This is a genomic window from Variovorax sp. Sphag1AA (assembly GCF_014192575.1).
In the GTDB taxonomy this organism is placed as follows: domain Bacteria; phylum Pseudomonadota; class Gammaproteobacteria; order Burkholderiales; family Burkholderiaceae_C; genus Variovorax.
The window spans coordinates 647828-666727 of the sequence record NZ_JACHYC010000006.1; the positions used below are offsets into that span (position 1 = coordinate 647828).

Consider the following 18900-nt stretch of genomic DNA (forward strand, 5'->3'; position numbering starts at 1 on the left):
TGGATCGTCTTCGTGAGCCGTTGGGTGTTGATGGCGGCGCTGGGCTGGCACGCCATTGCCGTCGCGCGCGAGCCGGCGGACGCGCTGCGCTTCGGCGTGCTGCCGATCGGCGGCGCGGTCGAGTCGAAAGATGGCTGGGCGCCCCTGCTGGCCGATCTGGCACGCGCCGTCGGCCGACCGGTGACGGTGCTTTCGGTGACGAGCTACGAATCGCTCGATCAGGCGATCGATCGCGACGAGGTTGACCTCGCCCTGTTGTCCTCGAAGATGGCGCTCGATGCGGTGACGGAACAGCGCATGAATGTGCTGGCGCTGGTGAAACGGCATGCCGGCGACGCAGACCACCGAGCGATCCTGCTTGCGCGCAAGGACGGCCCGCGCGGGAGCCTCGACGACCTGCTGGCGCATCCGGACCGGTGGCGGCTCGCGCGCGGTGACAGTCGGTCGGTGTCGGGCTTCATCCTGCCGCAGGTGCAGCTCTTCCTGCCGCATCGCATCGAGATGGAGACGCGCTTCAAGAGCGAGGTGGTCGGCACGCACCAGGCCACGGCGCTTGCAGTGGCGAATGGCGATGCAGACGTCGCGACCAACAACACCACCGATTTCGACCGGTTCCGGCGACAGTTTCCGGTGGAGGCTGGCCGGCTGCAGATCATCTGGCGCTCGGACCCGACGCCGCAGGCGCCGATCGTGGTGCGACGCGAGCTTCCGCCCGAGTTGCAGAAGAAGCTGCGGGCATTCTTCGTCGGCTATGGGCGCGAGCCGGGTGTGCGCGGCAACGTGCAGCGCGAGACGCTGAAAGACCTGCATGCGAGCCTCGGCTACGTGGCCGCCGACAACAAGGCGCTGCTGCCGGCGGCACGGCTTGAGTACCAGCTTGCGCGGCAGAGTGCCCTCAATGCGCGGTGGGTCAGCGAGGAAGCGCGGCAGGCGAAGCTCGATCGCATCGAGCAAGCCTACGTTCGTCAGCAATCGGTGCTGCGCGCGGACGGCCGCTGAGCGGAGTGCCCTTCCCGATATGGTTTCGTTGCATAACAAACGGAAATTGACCCTTCCATTTGTAATCAGGATTCCGCTCGAGGCGCATTTTCTAGGTCCTTTGCATTAGGCTGACCATCTTCGGCGCCTTACGCCATCGGCCAGATATGTTTCAACGCGCCGCCGCCGGAAACTGCATGTTTCCAATGTCGGAGAAGTTGTGCACGAGCAGACGAGTTCCCTCTTTTCAGGTTCGGCGCCGGGCTGGCTCGGCAGGCTGCCGGGCATGGGCGATTTCTCGCATCGTCGTCTTCCGCAGAGTTTTCGAGAGGCCTGGGGCCGTTGGTTGCGCTCCGGCATCGCGCGCATGCAGATCAGCCATCCGCATTGGCCCGACCACTATCTTGATGCGCCGCGCTGGTGCTTCGTGCTGGGCAATGACGTGGTGGATGCGCAAGGCTGGGTCGGCGTGCTGGTTCCCTCGGTCGACGAGATGGGGCGCCGTTTTCCCTTCACGATCGCGACCGAACTGGGCGCGGCGGAAAGCGAGCTTCGCGGCAGTGCCCTGGTGCGCCTGAGGCATTGGTGGGAGCTGGCGAGCCGCGCTGCGCGGGAGGGCACGCGGGAGAGCCTCGACGCGGTCCGGTTCGAGATGCTGCTGCATCAGTTGTTCGCGGCCGTCGGGACACAGGCTGACGACGCCGGAGCGATCTTGGCTCTGCCGGAGGTCGGTCAGTCCCTCTGGCTGACCGATCCGACCGCGGAGCGCGGACTCGGAATGGCTGGACAGGAACTACCGCAGGACGACCAGTTCGACGCGCTCTTCGGCTGCGCGGCCGGGGCGGAAGCGTCGGGATCGAAAGAGCGGTGAGGTCGAAGACAGGCCGGGATCACCGGGCGCCGAACTGTCCGTGGCGCCCCGCGCCGCGCACGAAGCGCTCGGCGCCGGCCTTGCCTTCGGCGAACACCGCCGGCACACCATTCGCGCCTTCCTGCCGCAGCGCATCGGCGAGCGGCAGATCCCACTGCGCATAGGCCGAGCGCCGGTCGGTCAGCATGCACTGCTGGGGAAACGCTGCAATCTCCCGCGCGAGTTCCCGGGCTGCCGCCAATGCGCCACCGGGTGCGGACACGCGATTGACGAGGCCCATGGCGAGCGCCTCGGACGCCGGCACCGCCCGGCCTGTGAGGATCAGGTCGAGCGCACGTCCCATTCCCACGAGACGCGGCAGGCGCACCGTTCCGCCGTCGATCAGCGGCACGCCCCAGCGTCGGCAGAAGACGCCGAACACCGCGTCTTCGTCGGCCACGCGCAGGTCGGCCAGCAGCGCGAGTTCGAGACCTCCTGCCACGGCGTAGCCGTTGACCGCGGCGATCAGCGGCTTCGAGAGCGCCATCCGCGTCGGCCCCATCGGGCCGTCGCCGCTCCCGTCGGGCGTGAGCTCGTTGCGTAGCGCGGGATCGCCCACCGCCGCGAGATCGGCGCCCGCGCAGAAGTGGCCCCCGGCGCCGGTCAGGATCGCGACGCGCAGCGTGTCGTCGGCCTCGAAGCGCCTGAAGGCAGCGAGCAGCGCGGCAGCGGTGGGGCCATCGACGGCATTGCGCTTCTCGGGGCGCGAAAGGGTGATGGTGCAGATGGCTTCGTCCGCGTCGAAGAGAACAGGTGAGGAGGCGGGTTCCATGGTCTGGATGACTCTGGTGAAGATGACGCGCATCCTATTTCGGATGCGCCCTCCGCTGTAGACCTTTAGCGTTATTTCCCCCAGCGCGCGAGCGCCGGACACTGGTGCTCCCTCAGTCGTCTCCGGAGTCCGCGTGAACCCCCGTGTGTCGGCTCCGGCTCCTTCGGCGGAGAAGGGGGAGCCGGGTGCATTTCCGCCTTCGCTCGCGCCCACGGTGGCGCCGGCCGTGCGGTCGGCGTCGCGGCATTCCGGTGCGGGCCTTCTCGCGGTCGGCGCGCGGCTCGCGGAATTCGAAATCACACGCATCGTCGGGCAAGGCGGCTTCGGCGTGGTCTACGAAGCGTGGGACCCGGTGCTGGAGCGCGTCGTCGCGATCAAGGAATACCTGCCTTCGTCGCTCTCGGCGCGCCGTTCGGACGGCGCGGTGATGCCACTGTCGGAGCGGCACCGCGAGACCTTCGAGCTCGGCATGCGCGGGTTCATCAACGAAGCGCGGCTGCTGGCGCAGTTCGGCCATCCGTCGCTGCTCAAGGTCTATCGGTTCTGGCAGGAGCACGGCACGGCCTACATGGTGATGCCCTTCTATCGCGGCGACACGCTCAAGCAGGCGCTGGCCGCCTCGCCGGGCATCGCGCAGGAAGCCTGGCTGCTGAAGCTGATGGATGGCGTCACGCAGGCGCTGACGGTCATGCACGCGGCGCACTGCTATCACCGCGATATCGCGCCGGACAACATCATCCTTCTCGAGAACTCGGGTCGTCCCGTGGTGCTGGATTTCGGCGCGGCGCGGCGCGTGATCAGCGACAAGACGCAGACCATCACCGTGATCCTCAAGCCCGGCTACGCGCCCGTCGAGCAGTACGCCGGGATGCCGGACATGGCGCAGGGCGCATGGACGGACGTCTACGCACTGGCCGCTGTGCTGCATGTCGCGGTGTGCGGCCGTGCGCCGCCGCCATCGGTGGCGCGGATCCTGTCGGACAGCTACATGCCGCTGGCGCGGAACGAGGCGCTGCGCCAGCGCTACAGCGAGCGCCTGCTGAGCGCGATCGACGCGGGGCTCGGCGTGCGGCCCGATGCACGGCCGCAGTCGATGGCGGCGTTTCGCGAGGCGCTGGGGCTCGAGCCGATGCCGGCGCCGATGCGGCTCGCCCCGGGCCGGCAGCAGGCCGGTTCCGCGCAGGCGCCGCAGGCACCCGTGCCAGCGACGAAGCGCCAGCGCAAATTGCTCGCGGTGGCCGCGTCCCTTGCGGTCTGCCTCCCGTTCGCCATGGCCCTTGTCGCCTGGTGGATGTTCGGCGTTCGCTGAACGGAGAGAGGCACGTCGATGGACGTCGAAATCGTCTTCGTCTCGAAGCAGGGCGGCCGTTCGTACAACGAGGACGTGTTCGGCCAGTGGAGCAACGATCGCTTCGTTGCCTGCCTCGTGGCAGACGGCGCGGGAGGGCACGGCGGCGGGGATGTTGCGGCCGACATCGCGCGAACGAGCGTGCTCGAAGCCGTGGCTGCCGCGCCCGGGCTGAATCCTGGGCGGCTGCGGCACCTGCTCGAGCAGGCCAACCGCGACGTGGTCGCGCGGCAGGCCGAGGGCGGCCGGCTTGCGGACATGCGCTCGACCGTGGTGGTCGCGCTCCTCGACCTGGAGGTCGGCGAAGTGGCCTGGGTCCATGCAGGCGACAGTCGGGCCTACCTGTTCCGCGATGGCGAACAGGTGGCGCGAACGACCGACCACAGCCTCGTCCAGCAACTGGTCAACGGCGGAATGATCGACGAGGAGCGCGCGCGCCTGCATCCGCAGCGCAATCTGCTGCTGTCGGCGCTGGGCGCGCCGGACGGCGATGTCGAGATCGATGTGTCCAGGCCGATGCCGGTGCGGGTCGGCGACGTCGTGCTGCTGTGCAGCGATGGGGTCTGGGAGGTGCTGGGCGACCAGCGGCTCGGCGAGATCCTGCGGGCGTCGCTCGATCCTCACCAGCTGATCGCGCGGATCGATACCGAGATCAGCCTGCGCGCTGCGCCCGGCTATGACAACTACACCGCCGTCGTGATGTGGCTGCATTCGGACGAGGAAACGACCCAGCCGCTGCCTCTGGGGCCCTGACCGGGCAGACCTTCGACCCCTACCTGTCCCGGACGCCGTGCAACATCGGTTGCGCGATTTGCCAATCGGGAGGGGCAAAGACGTCCGCCACGCTCACGCCGTCACGGCTGTAGTGGATCTCCGTGCCGGCCGGCGTGCCGATGGCGGCCAACACTGCCTGCAGTTCGGCCCGGGCGGCTTCAACTTCCACCACATCGAGATCGACACGGGTGTAGGCGACGCGACGTGATCTCCCGCCCCGGGCCTCGCCAAGCGAGTCGCCCCAGCCGATCACCGTGCCGAGACCCTTGGCCTTCAGCGCCTGGTCGATGCGGTCCTCGCGCTGGTGATACAGGTCGTCCACGTCGGCGACGACCGGGATCTTGACCATCATGAACTGGGTGCGCGCGTAACCCGTCGCGCGGGGTGGGGTGGGTGGCTGTGCCATGGGTTCGGTCGTGAGTGGCGCCATTGTCCGGCAGGCGGGGCCGGCTTGCGTCCGGCCGGTCAATCCCGTACGCTGGGTCGCCCGGGTGTTGAGGAGACCACTCATGCCAAGCCGATCGAACGGCCTCGCGGCCGAAATGGAAGCGGTGCGGACGCTGGCGCTTGTCGGAGCGTCTGCTTCCGGCAAGACCACGCTCGTTGAGGCCCTGCTGCAGCGCACCGGCGCCATCGGCGCGGCGGGCAGCGTCGAGCGCGGGAGCACCGTGAGCGACCACGACCCGCTCGAGCGACGAATGCAGCACTCGCTCAACGCGTCGATCATGCACATGACGCATGGCGACACGCGCATCCACTTCATCGACACGCCCGGCGGTGCCGACTTCCTCGGCCAGAGCCTGCCCGCGCTCGAAGCAGTCGAGACCGCGGCGATCGTCATCAATGCGTCGACCGGCATCGAGCAGATGGCTCTGCGCATGATGGACTACGCGGCGTCGCGCCATCTCACGCGCATGATCATCGTGAACAAGATCGATGCGCAGGGCGTGGATCTCGCCAGGCTGCTGGAGCAGATCCAGGCGGCCTTCGGCCGCGAATGCCTGCCGCTCAACCTGCCCGGCGAAGGAGGCGCCCGGGTGGTCGACTGCTTCTTCAACCGCGAAGGCTCGTGCGACGTCGGCTCGGTCGACGCGGCGCATCGCGCACTCGTGGAGCAGGTGGTCGAGGTCGACGCCGCCTTCGTGGATCGCTACCTCAACGATGGCGACGTGGACCCCGCCGAGCTGCATGCACCGCTGGAACAGGCACTGCGTGAAGGGCATCTGATCCCGGTGTGCTTTGTCTCTGCCCGCACGGGCGCGGGCATTGCCGAGTTGCTCGACGTGATCGTCAAGCTGCTGCCTGATCCGACCGAAGCCAATCCGCCGGACTTCCTCCTCGGCGAAGGCGCGGCCGCGAAGCCGATGGAAGCCAAGCCGGACCCTTCGCTGCATGTGCTGGCACATGTCTTCAAGGTCACGGTGGACCCGTACGTCGGCAAGATGGGCATCTTCCGCGTGCACCAGGGCACGGTGACGCGCGACAGCCAGCTCTACGTGGGCGACGGCCGCAAGCCCTTCAAGGTGGGCCACCTTTTCATGCTGCAGGGCAAGGACCATGTCGAAGTCGCGCGGGCACTGCCCGGCGACATCGTGGCGGTGGCGAAGGTGGACGAGATCCGGTTCGACTCGGTGCTGCACGATGCGGCGGAAGACGACCACGTCCACCTGGCGCCGCTCGACTTCCCGGTGCCGGTGCACGGCCTGGCGATCGAGCCGAAGCGGCACGGCGACGAGCAGCGGATGTGGGAGATCCTCGGCAAGCTGGTCGGCGAGGACCCTTGCCTGCGCGTCGAGCACGTGGCCGCCACCAATGAATCGGTCGTGTATGGCCTGGGCGACTTGCATTTGCGCGTGCTGCTCGACCGGCTGCGCGAGGTCTACAAGTTCGAGGTCAACACGCGGCCGCCGCGCATCGCCTACCGGGAGACCGTGACCTCGCCGGCCGAGGGCCATCACCGCCACAAGAAGCAGACCGGCGGCGCCGGCCAGTTCGGCGAGGTGTTCCTGCGCATCGAGCCGATGGCCCGTGGAGAAGGCTTCGAGTTCGTCGACCAGGTGAAGGGCGGAACCATTCCGGGGCAATTCATCCCTGCGGTCGAGAAGGGCGTGCGCGAAGTGCTGCAGACGGGTGCCATTGCGGGCTATCCGGTGGTCGACGTGCGCGTGGTGGTCTACGACGGCAAGCACCACAGCGTGGACAGCAAGGACATCGCCTTCGCCACCGCGGGTCGCAAGGCGTTCATGGCGGCCATTCGCGACGCGCGGCCCATCGTGCTCGAGCCGATCGTGCAGATCGAGATTGCCGCACCCGATGTGGCGATGGGCGACGTGACAGGCGACCTGTCGTCGCGGCGAGGGCTGGTCACCGGTACCTCGAACCTCGCGGTCGGCACCGTGGTCATCAAGGGACAGGTGCCGATGTCGGAACTGGCGAGCTACCAATCGCGGCTCAACGCGATGACGAGCGGGCAGGGGCGCTACACGATCGTGCTGTCGCACTACGAGGCGGTGCCGCCGGCGATCCAGCAGACCCTGACCAGCCAGCACCGCGTGCGGGACGACGAATGAGCGCCCGCGGCGCGGCTCACATCCGCGTCGATGCGAAGTAGCTGTCGTTCGCGGCCCCCGGCCGCCGCGAGTGCGCCAGCGGCTGGTCGGAGGGGAGGAAACGCGTGAACAGGTCCTGCGCGAACGCGCCCGCCATGCCATTGGACGGCGTCGCGGTGAAGTAGAGGCCTCGCCAGCGCGGCGACCTCGGGCCGGCGCCATAGCCGAACAGCACATCGGCCGTCGAGCGCAATCCCGGTTGAAGCGACCGCAACTGCTCGACGAAGGTGTGGATCGCATGCCGCTGCGCAGGGCTGCGCTCGGCCCGGAACAGGGCCATCCGGAGCGCGTGCATGCGCTGCATGACCTCGCCGTAGAGTCCGTCGAGTTGCTTGTCGGCAGGCACGCGTGGCGCGGCGCCGTTGTGCAGCCGGTGCCCGAGTGCCTGTTCGAGCACGCCAATCGGCAGTGCCGCGCGCAGCGCATCGAACCCGTCGAGCCGTTCCAGGCCGGTCACGACGAGGTACACCGGCAACTGGATCCGCAGGTGCTCCGCCGTGTCGTAGATCAGGGCGCGGAGGCGGCGGGCGAGTTCGTCCCTCGCACGCGCAGGTTCGAGCAGCGTCGACGCGCTCACGCACACCACGATGCCGTTGAGCGGAAGGCGCTTGCGGCGCTCGGCCAACTCCAGCAGCGCGCGATACCAGAGGCTGCGCTCGCGCGGATCGGGCGCGTTGTCCAGCACTGCCGGGTGCACCTCGATCGCGATCATCGAAGGCAGCCGATGCCAGCGCCAGAACGCGCGGTTGCCCGCCGGGGCGTTGGGCACCGGGGGCCTGCCGGTCGCGAGCGCGAGCAATTCCGCCACGTGGGCCGATGCATCGCCGACGAACAGGAACCAGGGCGTCGTATAGAGCGCGCTGCGCCGAGGCGTTCCGGATGAAGCCGGCCGCATGGGCAGGACTTGCTGAGCGAGCGACTGCTGGATCGCGGCGTCTTCCGTCGGGGCCAGGGCTGCCGCACCGCCCGGCGTCACCGCAACGATCCGCGCGCGCAGCGAGCGGCGGCGCGCCGCCCGGCCAGAGCCGAGGAGCACCCACCACAGGCTCAGGAGCGCGATCAGGCAAAGCGCCAGCAACGTCCAGAACTGCATGGGGATGGGCGGCAACTGGCTCATCGGCGGTGCCTCAGCGCGGGACGGTTTCGAGAAAGAGGGTGTCGGCGATCACGCGCACGCCGAATTCGCCGGCCGCCAGCGATTCACGCAGCCGCTGCAGGTACGCGGACGCCAGCTCGAAGGGCGGTCGCTCCGTGGCTTCGCTGAAAGGCACGGGCGAGGACAGCGCGGCCAGCAGCACCGTGCCGAAGGGCGGCGCGACCAGCCAGCTCGAAGGGATGTCGCGGCCCAGTTCGACGGTATCCCCGGCGCTCACGCGTGGCTGACCACGGCCGGCCTTGAGGTGCATGACTGCGCCGTCGGCGGTGTAGTAGTCGACCCACAGGTAGCCGTCGTAGTTGGGGCCCGTCACGCGGAACAGCACCGGATCGCCTTCGCGGAGCTGGCCCTTGCGCGCGCTCGTCGCCTCGATCTTCAGGCCGTGACCCAGCTCGCGATTGCGTCCCTGGTAGGGCTTGAGGATCTCGACCACCTCGCAGTGCGGCCAGACACGCAGGCGCAGGTCGAAGCTGGCCTGGGTCACGCCGGGCAGGCTGCGCACCTCGCGCTGGACGCGCATCACATCCACGGCGGTCGGCACGTAGCCGCTGACGCGGATGCCCCCTTCCGGCGTCTGTGTCGCGGAAAGATCGGCGCAGGCGTAGGTCTGCACCTGCTGCTCCACGCGTTGGACCAGCGTGAGCGGAGTCTCGCGCGAGTTGGTCAGCAGATGGGTGGCCAGGTAGGCGAGGGGCAGCACCGCTGCCAGCGCGGCCACGGTGCGCAGCAAGGCGCGTTTGCGGCCCTGCGGATCCCGCGGTCCGGGCGGATCGGGCACGCCATAGGGCTGGGGCGTGATGCGGTCCTCGGCGAGCGAGTCGAGGGACGCAGGACGGATGGCGAGCTGCTGCGCATGCAGGTCCTTGAGCTTCCCGAGTTCGCCGTCATCGGTGCTCTCGAAGTAGTACTGCCCCTTAAAGCCCAGCGCCAGCGCATGCCAATAGACCTCGCGGACCTCCTGTTCCTCCGCCGGGAGCGCCGAGAGGTGATGGAAGAACTCGGTCTGTGCGTTGCTCGAGTTGAAAAGCCGCATCTGCAGCGGTGCGACCGCGGCCTCGCAGCCGGGATGTCGGGAAAGGACTTCGTCGATCCAGGCGACCATCGCGAACAGGGCCGACTCGATCTGGTCGGTGGGCTTGCCAAGGCGCTGCGCGGCCGCGCGGGCTTCGTCGAGCAATTCCATGGCTCGGCGCTGCGCCTCTTCACAGGAGGCGCCGACCCGGCCGCCCGCTATCGAGGCATCCAGGCCCAGCCCGAAGGAAAGCAGGGCCGAAAAGCAATCGAGCAGGCGCGCCATGGCGGGCTCGCGGCTAGATGTCGCCGACGACGGGGAAAGCGCTGCGATCGCGCCTGCAACGATGGCACATGCCCGTGTCCCCTGTCGTTTCTGGATGCGAAACGATTCTTCCATGCGCGCCCGACCGCGCCATACCGCTTGGGTGCTATGTCGTTCGGAAAGCGATTGCGCCTTGCTGCGCGCCGGTTTCACCGGTATCTTCAGCGTGCTGAGTTCATTACTGACGCTGGGGAAAGCCATGAAAATCCTGATCGCCGACGACCACCGGCTCGTCATCGAAGCGGTCAAGGCCAAGCTGTCGGAAATCGAAGCTGACATCGAATTCGTGTTGGCAATGAGCGTCGACGAATTGCTCGCCGGTGCATCCGACGACATCGACCTGGCCATGATCGACCTGAACATGCCGGGTGCAGAGGGACAGGCCCACATCGACGAGATCCGCCGCCGGCATCCGGCCGTGCCGGTGATCGTGCTGTCGGGCTATGAAGACCCGGCGGTCATGCGCAGCGCGCTGGAACGTGGCGTGCTCGGTTTCATTCCCAAGGCCTATTCGCCCGAGGTCATGCTGTCCGCCGTGCGGCTGGTGCTCGCGGGTGGTGTCTACGTGCCGCCGATGATGCTGTCGTCGGTGCCGCCCGGCGTCATTGCCGGAATTCCCGGTTCGGATGCGGTGCAGCGGTCCGGCGCCGCGCCCGGGGGCGCCCAGACGCTCGAGCATCTGCGCAACGTCCTGACGGAGCGGCAGGTCGAGGTGCTGCAACTGCTCTCGCAAGGCAAGCCGAACAAGCTGATCGGCCGTGCGCTCGGGATCAGCGAAGGCACGGTCAAGATCCACCTGGCGGCGATTTTCCGGGCGCTCAATGTGCGCAACCGGACCGAGGCGGTGGTGGCCGCGCAATCGCTGACTGAGGCTTGACCCCCAGCCTCGCCCACCTCGTGTGGCTCTGACACCCCCTTTCAGGGGGCAATCCCGGCGGGCCGGCGGAGCCGGTTCCGCGGGATTCCTGGTTTTATGCTCGGGGCATGTCCTTGGAACTTTCAAACTTGGACGCGGCGATCGTTGATCTCGACGGGACGCTGGTCGACACGATTGGCGACTTTGTCGTGGCGCTCAACCGCATGCTCGACGAACTCGCGCTGCCGCATATCGATGGGGCGACGGTGGAGCGGATGGTCGGCAAGGGGTCGGAGCATCTGATCCATTCCGTGCTGCTGCATGTGCGCGGCACCTCGGAAGACGGCGACGCGTGGTTCGACCGTGCCTGGCCGCGCTATCAGCACCACTACCTCGCCATCAACGGGCAGCACGCCGAGGTCTATGCGGGCGTGGTCGACGGTCTTTCGGCGCTTCGGGAGCGGGGCCTCCGCCTCGCGTGCCTCACCAACAAGCCGACCGCTTTCGCGCGGCCGCTGCTGGCGATCAAGGGGCTCGACGCATTCTTCGAGGTGATGTTCGGCGGCGATGCCTTCGAGAAGAAGAAGCCGGACCCCCTTCCGCTGCTCAAGGCCTGCGAAGCGCTGGGAACGCCTCCCGCCCGCACCCTGATGGTCGGCGACTCCAGCAACGACGCGAAAGCGGCGCGTGCAGCAGGTTGCCCTGTCGTGCTGGTGAGCTATGGCTACAACCACGGCGAGCCCGTCCGGGGGGTGGACGCGGATGGCTTCGTCGACTCCCTCGCCGAACTGGGGCACCTGCGCTGATGTGCTGACGCGCTGACGGTGGGGATCAGCTCTTTCCGAGCAGGGCGTCCTTGAGCTTCCAGTCCGCGGGGCTCGGGCCGAGCCAGATGCGTACGAGCGCGTTGAAGAAAGCCTGCTCCTTGATCGGCTCGCCCTGAGGCACCCCCTTCACCGAGATGACGGTGCCGCTGCCGGGCACCCAGTCGATGGTGAAGTTATCGCCGGTCCGGAGCTGCTTCTGTTCGGAAAAGATGCCGCTCATCCGGAGCAGCCCGGGAATCAGTTGCGACATCTCGTTCTTGGGCGAGTTGTCCTCCACGCCGCGCGTGAAGAGCTTGCCGAGCTCGTTCGCGTCGATGTCGCGGAGCATGGTGATGGTGACGCGCTTCGCGCCCGGCGCGGCCAGGACTTCTTCTGGAGTGCCCGCCTTCTTGCCGAGGTAGAGGCCGGCGGTGTAGACCTTGAAAACGGCCTTGTAGCGCACTCCTGCGCCGTTGAGTTGCAGCTTGCTGCCATGCATGTCGATGGCGTCGTCGAGCTTCACCCCGGCCACATCGACCTGTGCCGCGACGGCGGCGAACGATGCGAGGGCGAAGGCGGTCAGCGCGACAGCTTGGCGAAGGGCGGACTTGCGCATTTGAAAAAGGCTCCCGTTAGGCAGCGACATCAGATTAATAAACTGAATGTATCTTTTTGTATACCCGTTGTCCCTCGGCTAAACTCCCGATTCCATGTTCATTCATCACGTCATCCAGACAGGTCAAGGCAGCCGGGGAGCCTGGCCTTGGCGTACGCCATCGACGTTGCTTGCTTGATTGCACGGCGCACGCCGTGCGCCCGCGGCCCTCACTCCTGAGCGGCCAATCTGGATGGACCGCCAGCGACCGTGGAGCGTCAGCTGGCAGACGGAGACCCCACCCGTGATCACTGAACTCGAATTCAAAAGCCTCAGCGCGCAGGGCTACAACCGCATTCCGCTGATGGTCGAGGCCTTTGCCGACCTCGAGACCCCTCTTTCCCTCTACCTCAAGCTCGCCTACACCAAGGACAGCGGCCGCAACAGCTTCCTGCTCGAGTCGGTCGTAGGCGGCGAACGCTTCGGCCGCTACAGCTTCATCGGGCTGCCTGCGCGCACCTTCTTGAGAGCTTCCGGCTTCGGATCGGACGCCGTGACCGAGGTTGTTACCGACGGCAAAGTCGTGGAAAAAGTCGCAGGCAATCCGCTCGACTTCGTTGCGGCTTACCAACAGCGCTTCAAGGTTGCTCTGCGGCCAGGACTGCCGCGCTTCTGCGGCGGACTGGCTGGCTACTTCGGCTACGACGCGGTTCGGCACATCGAGAAGAAGCTCGAAAAAACCTGCCCGCCCGATGCGCTGCACTGCCCCGACATCCTGCTGCTGCAATGCGAGGAACTGGCCGTCATCGACAACCTGTCGGGCAAGCTCTACCTGATCGTCTATGCCGATCCGGCGCAGCCCGAGGCGTACGCCAATGCCAAACGCCGTTTGCGCGAGCTACGCGAGCAACTCAAGTACTCGGTGAGCGCGCCGCAGGTGCGGCCATCGCAAGCGCACCCGCCTCAGCGCAGCTTCGCAAAGGCCGACTACCTCGCCGCTGTCGAGCGCGCGAAGGAGCTGATCGCCGCGGGCGACTTCATGCAGGTGCAGGTCGGCCAGCGCATCAGCAAGCGCTACACGGAATCGCCGCTGTCGTTGTATCGCGCGCTGCGGTCGCTCAATCCATCGCCCTACATGTACTACTACGACCTGGGCGATTTCCATGTGGTCGGCGCCTCGCCCGAGATCCTCGTGCGGCAGGAGCACACCGGCGAGGGGGAACAGAAGATCACCATCCGGCCGCTCGCGGGCACCCGCCCGCGCGGTGCATCGCCTGAGCTCGACAAGGCGGCGGAGATCGAGCTCATCAACGATCCCAAGGAGCGCGCCGAGCACGTGATGCTGATCGACCTCGCGCGCAACGACATCGGCCGCATCGCGAAGATCGGCACGGTGAAGGTGACCGAAGCCTTCGCCATCGAGCGCTACAGCCACGTGATGCACATCGTGAGCAATGTCGAAGGCACGCTGAAGGACGGCATGACCGCGATCGACGTGCTCAAGGCCACCTTCCCGGCCGGCACGCTGACCGGCGCGCCCAAGGTGCATGCGATGGAGCTGATCGACCAGCTCGAGCCGACCAAGCGCGGCATCTACGGTGGCGCCTGCGGCTACATCAGCTACGCCGGCGACATGGATGTGGCCATCGCAATCCGTACCGGGATTGTCAAGGACCAGATGCTGCACGTGCAGGCGGCCGCCGGCGTGGTCGCCGATTCGGTTCCCGAGCTCGAATGGAAAGAGACCGAAGCCAAGGCGCGCGCGCTGCTGCGCGCAGCCGAACTCGTCGAGGAGGGGCTGGAATGAGCGGCAAAGCAGATCGGAGTCAGGCGATGAAGCTCTTGATGATCGACAACTACGACAGCTTCACCTACAACCTCGTGCAGTACTTCGGCGAGCTTGGCGCCGAGGTCGAGGTGTTCCGCAACGATGAGATCACGCTGGACCAGCTGCGCGATCGCATCGCCGGTGGGGTCGGGCGACTGGTGATCTCGCCGGGGCCATGCTCGCCGGCGGAGGCGGGTGTGTCCGTCGCTGCGATTCGCGAGTTTGCGGGGCGTCTGCCGATCCTCGGCGTGTGTCTGGGCCATCAGTCGATCGGCGCAGCCTTCGGCGGAAAGGTCATCCGCGCGCAAGAGCTGATGCACGGCAAGACCAGCCAGATCACGACCACGCGCGAAGGCGTCTTTGCCGGATTGCCCGAGAAATTCAGCGTGAACCGCTATCACTCGCTGGCCATCGAGCGATCTACGTGCCCACCCGAACTGGCAATCACCGCGTGGACGGACGATGGCGAGATCATGGGCGTGCGACACACCGGCTTCGCGCACGACGTGCGCATCGAAGGTGTGCAGTTCCATCCCGAATCCATCCTGACCGAGCACGGCCACGCCATGCTGAAGAACTTCCTGGAGTGAGACACGACATGAGCACTTCATCGAATCTGATCGATCTGCGTAGCGACACCGTGACCAAGCCGGCCGCCGCCATGCGCGACGCGATGATGGCCGCGCCTGTCGGTGACGACGTGTTCGGCGACGACCCCAGCGTGAACGCACTGCAGGAGCAGATCGCAGGCATGCTGGGCTTCGAGGCGGCGCTGTTCGTGCCGACGGGCACGCAGAGCAATCTCTGCGCAATCCTGTCGCATTGCCAGCGCGGCGACGAATACATCGTCGGGCAGCAGGCGCATTGCTACCGTTGGGAAGGCGGCGGCGCCGCGGTCTTCGGCAGCGTGCAACCGCAGCCGCTGAATCACCAGCCTGACGGCACGATCGCGCTCGAAGAGATCGAGGCAGCGATCAAGCCCGACGATGCGCACTTCGCGCGGACCCGCCTCCTCGCGCTCGAGAACACCCTTGGCGGCAAGCTGCTGCCCTTCGCATATGTGCAGCAGGCGACGGATCTCGCTCGCCGCAAGGGGCTCGCTCGCCACCTCGATGGGGCGCGGCTCTTCAATGCCGCGACGGCGCAGGCTGCGCAAACCGGTTCCGACGTGCGGTCCGAAGCGCGACGCATCGCTGGATGCTTCGACAGCGTGTCAGTCTGCTTCAGCAAGGGGCTCGGTGCGCCGGTCGGTTCGGCCTTGTGCGGCTCGCGCGACTTCATCGCTCGCGCGCACCGCATCCGCAAGATGGCCGGCGGAGGCATGCGGCAGGCCGGTGTGCTGGCTGCGGCGGCATCCCACGCGCTCACACATCACATCGACAGGCTCGCCCAGGACCACGAGCTCGCGCGCCGGCTCGCGGACGGGCTGGCAGGTATTGCCGAGCTGCGTGTCGAGGCGCCCCAGACCAACCTGCTCTTCGTCGACCTGGAGGGGGAAGCGCGCCATCGCTCGGCGGAGCTCCTTGCGCATCTGAAGAAGGAGGGCGTGCTCGCCACCGGGCTGTACCGGCTGCGCTTCGCAACCCATCTCGATGTCGACGCGAACGGCATCGATCGCGCCATCGGCGCCATACGGAGCTTCTTCCGTGCCTGAGCGGACTTCCCTCAACGACCCGATCCATCGAACCGAGCGAGACATTCACATGCCCATCACCCCCCAGGAAGCCCTGCAACGCACCATCGAACATCGCGAGGTCTTTCACGACGAGATGTTGCACATCGTTCGCCTCATCATGAGCGGCGAATGCTCGCCGGTCATGATGGCCGCGCTGATCACGGGCCTGCGCGTCAAGAAGGAAACCATTGGCGAGATCACCGCTGCCGCGCAGGTGATGCGCGAGGTCTCGACGAAGGTGCCGGTGGCCGACACCACGCACCTTGTCGACATCGTTGGCACCGGCGGCGACGGCTCGCACACCTTCAACATCTCGACCTGCTCGATGTTCGTTGCAGCAGCGGCGGGCGCAAAAGTCAGCAAGCACGGCGGGCGGAGCGTGAGCAGCAAGTCGGGCAGCGCGGACGTGCTCGAGTCGCTCGGCGTCAACATCAACCTGAAGCCCGATCAGATCGCCAAATGCATCGCCGATGTGGGCATCGGCTTCATGTTCGCGCCGAACCATCATCCCGCGATGAAGAATGTGGCGCCGGTACGCAAGGAGCTGGGCATCAAGACCATCTTCAACATCCTGGGCCCACTCACCAATCCGGCGGGGGCGCCCAACATCCTGATGGGCGTGTTCCATCCGGACCTCGTGGGTATCCAGGTGCGTGCGCTGCAGAGGCTGGGCGCAGAGCACGCGCTCGTGGTCTATGGCCGTGACGGCATGGACGAGATTTCCCTAGGCGCCGCCACGATGGTGGGCGAGCTCAAGGGCGGCGAGGTGCGCGAATACGAGCTTCATCCGGAGGACTTCGGCTTTGCGATGTCGAGCAATCGCACGCTGCGCGTCGAGACGCCTGACCAGTCGCGCGAGATGCTGCTCGGCGTACTCGACAACAAGGCCGGCCCTGCGCGCGATATCGTCCTCCTGAATGCGGGCGCCGCGCTCTATGCGGCTGGCGTGTCTGACTCGATCGCGACTGGCATCGAGCAGTCGCGCGCTGCACTCGAGTCCGGCGCGGCGAAGGCCAAGCTCGCGGAACTCGTCGCGGCCACGGCCGCTGCGGCTTGAGGAAGGCGGGCCAAATGTCGGACATCCTCGAAAAGATCGTTGCGGTCAAGCGCGAAGAAGTCGCAGCGGCGAAGAGGCGGACTTCGCTCGAAGCGATTCGCTTCGACGCGGAAAGCCGCGTGCTCACGCGTGATTTCGTCGGCGCTTTGCGCGCGAAGATCGCCGCCGGTGCTGCTGCCGTCATTGCGGAGGTCAAGAAGGCGAGCCCAAGCAAGGGCGTCCTTCGTGCGGATTTCGTTCCCGCCGACATCGCGCAGAGCTATGCGGCGGGCGATGGCAAGGTGAGCGCAGCGTGCCTGTCGGTGCTGACCGATCGCCAGTTCTTCCAGGGCGGCATCGACTATCTGAAGCAGGCTCGCGCATCCTGCGACCTTCCTGTGCTGCGCAAGGACTTCATCGTGGATGCCTACCAGGTCTACGAGGCACGATCGATTGGCGCCGACGCGATCCTGCTCATCGCCGCTTGCCTCGACGACGCACAGATGCGCGAATACGAGGCAATCGCTGCAGGGCTGGGCATGGCCGTGCTGGTTGAAGTGCACGACGGCGCCGAACTCGAGCGGGCGCTGAAACTGCGGACACCCCTGATTGGCGTGAACAACCGCAATCTGCGCACTTTCGAGGTTTCGATCGAGACCACGATCGATCTGCTTGCGCAGGTTCCGGAAGGGCGACTCCTCGTGACCGAGTCGGGCATCTCGTCGCGTGCCGATGTCGCGAAGCTGAGGGAGGCTGGGGTCCATTCGTTCCTTGTCGGCGAGGCGTTCATGCGTGCCGACGAGCCGGGCGAAGCGCTCGCGGAGATGTTCCGTTGAGCGCGGATCAGCTGACCAGCAGCAATCCAGCCGACTGGCCCGTGGCGCCCGGTTGGCAGCCGTTGGTCGACGAATTCTTTGCTGGCGCGGTGGGGCAGCGGTTGCTGGGCTTCCTTCAGGACAGGCTCGATGTCGGCGCGGTGATCTTCCCCCCGCGCCCGCTGCGAGCGCTCGAACTCACGCCCCCAGAGGATGTTCGCGTCGTGATCCTGGGGCAGGACCCCTATCACGGGCGTGGCCAGGCTGAGGGTCTCGCGTTCTCCGTGGCACCCGGCGTGGCGCTGCCGCCGTCGCTGCGCAACATCTTCAAGGAACTCGAGCGCGACTTGGGCGCGCGTCCGCCGGCATTTCCGGATCCTGGTGGCAGCCTCGTCAAGTGGGCGAAGAACGGCGTGTTGCTGCTCAACACCTGCCTCACCGTCGAGGAGGGGCAACCTGCCAGTCATTCCGGGCGTGGATGGGAAGTGCTGACGGACGCGGTGATACGTCACGTTGCGACCATGGGGCAACCGAGCGTTTTCATGCTCTGGGGATCGCATGCGCAGAGCAAGCGATCGCTCATCGATACAAGTCGTCACAAAGTGTTGATGTCGAACCATCCGTCTCCGCTGTCTGCGATGCGGCCGCCGGTGCCTTTCATCGGGTGCGGTCATTTTGGTGAGGCCCGGGCATGGCGTGACGCCCAGCGCACAGCGGGGTAACTGCTTGATTCCATGCGAGAATCGAAGGCTTGAGGCGCTACGCCGGGACGTTGATGTAACGGTACGACGCGGCAGCACGAATCACCAAACTGTCATCGACGCAGGCTGGCAATCGTGCTATATTTCGAGGTTCGCCGGAGAGGTGGCCGAGTGGTTAATGGCAGCAGACTGTAAATCTGCCCTCTTACGAGTACGCTGGTTCGAATCCAGCCCTCTCCACCAGCGAAAATGGATTTTGCAGAGCGCTTGAATGTGATGTGCGGAGCTGAAGCGAAGGTGAAGGCTCTGACCGTGAAGCGATGTGATCTGATCTAGACGGATTGCGTCGCAATGCGGGAGTAGTTCAATGGTAGAACCCTAGCCTTCCAAGCTAATGACGCGGGTTCGATTCCCGTCTCCCGCTCCAAAGGTCCGTCGGCGCTGTGTAGGTTGTTTTGAATATTGCCCATTTGGCTCAGTGGTAGAGCACTCCCTTGGTAAGGGAGAGGTCGCGGGTCCGATTCCCGCAATGGGCACCAGTTTTGGGGTTGCAGTCCGGTGGCTGCAACCCCATGTCAGTGTGTTGATCTAGTTATTTTTCGGAGTCGAGAAAATGGCAAAAGGAAAATTCACCCGCACGAAGCCGCACGTGAACGTGGGCACGATTGGTCACGTTGACCATGGCAAGACGACTCTGACGGCGGC

19 protein-coding genes and 3 tRNA genes are annotated in these 18900 nt (G+C 66.4%); 17 read left to right on the forward strand and 5 right to left on the reverse strand.

Annotated features, from left to right (window positions below):
- Positions 1–12: 12 nt before the first annotated feature.
- Together FHW64_RS25840 and tagF are read left to right on the forward strand one after the other, a co-directional pair.
- On the forward strand, positions 13–999 hold the full coding sequence (locus FHW64_RS25840) for a phosphate/phosphite/phosphonate ABC transporter substrate-binding protein (RefSeq protein ID WP_409350646.1): 987 nt from the start codon (positions 13–15) through the stop codon (positions 997–999).
- 199 nt (positions 1000–1198) lie between these two features.
- Positions 1199–1849, forward strand: coding sequence for a type VI secretion system-associated protein TagF (gene tagF / locus FHW64_RS25845; RefSeq protein ID WP_311733363.1), 651 nt, complete (start codon positions 1199–1201; stop codon positions 1847–1849).
- A gap of 19 nt (positions 1850–1868) precedes the next feature.
- Here the strand turns inward: tagF and FHW64_RS25850 are convergent, their stop codons facing one another.
- Positions 1869–2660, reverse strand: coding sequence for a crotonase/enoyl-CoA hydratase family protein (locus FHW64_RS25850; RefSeq protein WP_184531075.1), 792 nt, complete (start codon positions 2658–2660; stop codon positions 1869–1871).
- Positions 2661–2793: 133 nt separating this feature from the next.
- On the opposite strand from FHW64_RS25850, the gene FHW64_RS25855 reads away from it, so the two are divergent.
- The gene (locus FHW64_RS25855) at positions 2794–3969 is read left to right on the forward strand and encodes a serine/threonine-protein kinase (RefSeq protein ID WP_409350643.1); all 1176 of its coding nucleotides are present in this window, start codon (positions 2794–2796) and stop codon (positions 3967–3969) included.
- An 18-nt stretch (positions 3970–3987) separates the two neighbouring features.
- Positions 3988–4761: a PP2C family serine/threonine-protein phosphatase gene (locus FHW64_RS25860; RefSeq protein ID WP_184531076.1), complete on the forward strand. Its 774-nt coding sequence runs from the start codon at positions 3988–3990 to the stop codon at positions 4759–4761.
- Positions 4762–4780: 19 nt separating this feature from the next.
- Here FHW64_RS25860 and FHW64_RS25865 read toward each other — a convergent pair whose 3' ends face one another.
- On the reverse strand, positions 4781–5188 hold the full coding sequence (locus FHW64_RS25865) for a hypothetical protein (RefSeq protein WP_221220714.1): 408 nt from the start codon (positions 5186–5188) through the stop codon (positions 4781–4783).
- A 103-nt stretch (positions 5189–5291) separates the two neighbouring features.
- On the opposite strand from FHW64_RS25865, the gene fusA reads away from it, so the two are divergent.
- A complete protein-coding gene (gene fusA / locus FHW64_RS25870) occupies positions 5292–7352 on the forward strand; it encodes an elongation factor G (protein WP_184531078.1) in 2061 nt (686 codons plus the stop codon).
- A gap of 16 nt (positions 7353–7368) precedes the next feature.
- Here fusA and FHW64_RS25875 read toward each other — a convergent pair whose 3' ends face one another.
- Both FHW64_RS25875 and FHW64_RS25880 read right to left on the reverse strand, forming a co-directional pair.
- Positions 7369–8508 carry a type VI secretion system protein gene (locus tag FHW64_RS25875; protein WP_184531079.1) on the reverse strand — a complete coding sequence of 380 codons (1140 nt, stop codon included), beginning with the start codon at positions 8506–8508 and terminating at the stop codon, positions 7369–7371.
- A 10-nt stretch (positions 8509–8518) separates the two neighbouring features.
- The gene (locus tag FHW64_RS25880) at positions 8519–9844 is read right to left on the reverse strand and encodes a DotU family type IV/VI secretion system protein (RefSeq protein WP_184531080.1); all 1326 of its coding nucleotides are present in this window, start codon (positions 9842–9844) and stop codon (positions 8519–8521) included.
- A 172-nt stretch (positions 9845–10016) separates the two neighbouring features.
- On the opposite strand from FHW64_RS25880, the gene FHW64_RS25885 reads away from it, so the two are divergent.
- Both FHW64_RS25885 and gph read left to right on the forward strand, forming a co-directional pair.
- Positions 10017–10760, forward strand: coding sequence for a response regulator transcription factor (locus FHW64_RS25885; protein ID WP_260306340.1), 744 nt, complete (start codon positions 10017–10019; stop codon positions 10758–10760).
- A gap of 107 nt (positions 10761–10867) precedes the next feature.
- Complete coding sequence (gph, locus tag FHW64_RS25890) at positions 10868–11545, forward strand: phosphoglycolate phosphatase (RefSeq protein WP_184531081.1); 678 nt, start codon at positions 10868–10870, stop codon at positions 11543–11545.
- Positions 11546–11570: 25 nt separating this feature from the next.
- On the opposite strand, the gene FHW64_RS25895 is transcribed toward gph, so the two are convergent.
- Positions 11571–12161: a chalcone isomerase family protein gene (locus FHW64_RS25895; RefSeq protein WP_184531082.1), complete on the reverse strand. Its 591-nt coding sequence runs from the start codon at positions 12159–12161 to the stop codon at positions 11571–11573.
- Positions 12162–12444: 283 nt separating this feature from the next.
- On the opposite strand from FHW64_RS25895, the gene trpE reads away from it, so the two are divergent.
- The 10 genes from trpE to FHW64_RS25945 all read left to right on the forward strand — a co-directional run.
- Positions 12445–13947, forward strand: coding sequence for an anthranilate synthase component I (gene trpE, locus FHW64_RS25900; protein WP_184531083.1), 1503 nt, complete (start codon positions 12445–12447; stop codon positions 13945–13947).
- Positions 13948–13973: 26 nt separating this feature from the next.
- Positions 13974–14558, forward strand: a complete 585-nt coding sequence (locus FHW64_RS25905; RefSeq protein ID WP_184531127.1) for an aminodeoxychorismate/anthranilate synthase component II — start codon at positions 13974–13976, stop codon at positions 14556–14558.
- A gap of 8 nt (positions 14559–14566) precedes the next feature.
- Complete coding sequence (gene ltaE, locus FHW64_RS25910) at positions 14567–15622, forward strand: low-specificity L-threonine aldolase (RefSeq protein WP_184531084.1); 1056 nt, start codon at positions 14567–14569, stop codon at positions 15620–15622.
- Positions 15623–15671: 49 nt separating this feature from the next.
- On the forward strand, positions 15672–16700 hold the full coding sequence (gene trpD / locus FHW64_RS25915) for an anthranilate phosphoribosyltransferase (protein WP_184531085.1): 1029 nt from the start codon (positions 15672–15674) through the stop codon (positions 16698–16700).
- Between the two features lie 14 nt (positions 16701–16714).
- Complete coding sequence (gene trpC, locus FHW64_RS25920) at positions 16715–17515, forward strand: indole-3-glycerol phosphate synthase TrpC (RefSeq protein ID WP_184531086.1); 801 nt, start codon at positions 16715–16717, stop codon at positions 17513–17515.
- A complete protein-coding gene (locus tag FHW64_RS25925; protein ID WP_184531087.1) occupies positions 17512–18216 on the forward strand; it encodes a uracil-DNA glycosylase in 705 nt (234 codons plus the stop codon). The genes trpC and FHW64_RS25925 overlap by 4 nt, the downstream gene beginning before the upstream one ends.
- Positions 18217–18352: 136 nt before the next feature.
- A tRNA-Tyr gene (locus tag FHW64_RS25930) sits at positions 18353–18438 on the forward strand.
- A gap of 110 nt (positions 18439–18548) precedes the next feature.
- Positions 18549–18622 (forward strand) — tRNA-Gly (locus FHW64_RS25935).
- Positions 18623–18659: 37 nt separating this feature from the next.
- Positions 18660–18734, forward strand: a tRNA-Thr gene (locus FHW64_RS25940).
- A 74-nt stretch (positions 18735–18808) separates the two neighbouring features.
- The coding region (locus FHW64_RS25945; RefSeq protein WP_082519739.1) for a GTP-binding protein at positions 18809–18900 on the forward strand (92 nt) is incomplete at its 3' end.

Excerpts from the sequence above, each read along its gene's own strand:
- FHW64_RS25850 (WP_184531075.1), bottom strand. The coding sequence starts at position 2,660 with ATGGAACCCGCCTCCTCACCTGTTCTCTTCGACGCGGACGAAGCCATC.
- FHW64_RS25860 (WP_184531076.1), top strand. The coding sequence starts at position 3,988 with ATGGACGTCGAAATCGTCTTCGTCTCGAAGCAGGGCGGCCGTTCGTAC.
- FHW64_RS25865 (WP_221220714.1), bottom strand. The coding sequence starts at position 5,188 with ATGGCACAGCCACCCACCCCACCCCGCGCGACGGGTTACGCGCGCACC.
- fusA (WP_184531078.1), top strand. The coding sequence starts at position 5,292 with ATGCCAAGCCGATCGAACGGCCTCGCGGCCGAAATGGAAGCGGTGCGG.
- FHW64_RS25875 (WP_184531079.1), bottom strand. The coding sequence starts at position 8,508 with ATGAGCCAGTTGCCGCCCATCCCCATGCAGTTCTGGACGTTGCTGGCG.
- FHW64_RS25880 (WP_184531080.1), bottom strand. The coding sequence starts at position 9,844 with ATGGCGCGCCTGCTCGATTGCTTTTCGGCCCTGCTTTCCTTCGGGCTG.
- gph (WP_184531081.1), top strand. The coding sequence starts at position 10,868 with ATGTCCTTGGAACTTTCAAACTTGGACGCGGCGATCGTTGATCTCGAC.
- FHW64_RS25895 (WP_184531082.1), bottom strand. The coding sequence starts at position 12,161 with ATGCGCAAGTCCGCCCTTCGCCAAGCTGTCGCGCTGACCGCCTTCGCC.
- FHW64_RS25905 (WP_184531127.1), top strand. The coding sequence starts at position 13,974 with ATGAAGCTCTTGATGATCGACAACTACGACAGCTTCACCTACAACCTC.
- ltaE (WP_184531084.1), top strand. The coding sequence starts at position 14,567 with ATGAGCACTTCATCGAATCTGATCGATCTGCGTAGCGACACCGTGACC.
- trpD (WP_184531085.1), top strand. The coding sequence starts at position 15,672 with ATGCCCATCACCCCCCAGGAAGCCCTGCAACGCACCATCGAACATCGC.
- trpC (WP_184531086.1), top strand. The coding sequence starts at position 16,715 with ATGTCGGACATCCTCGAAAAGATCGTTGCGGTCAAGCGCGAAGAAGTC.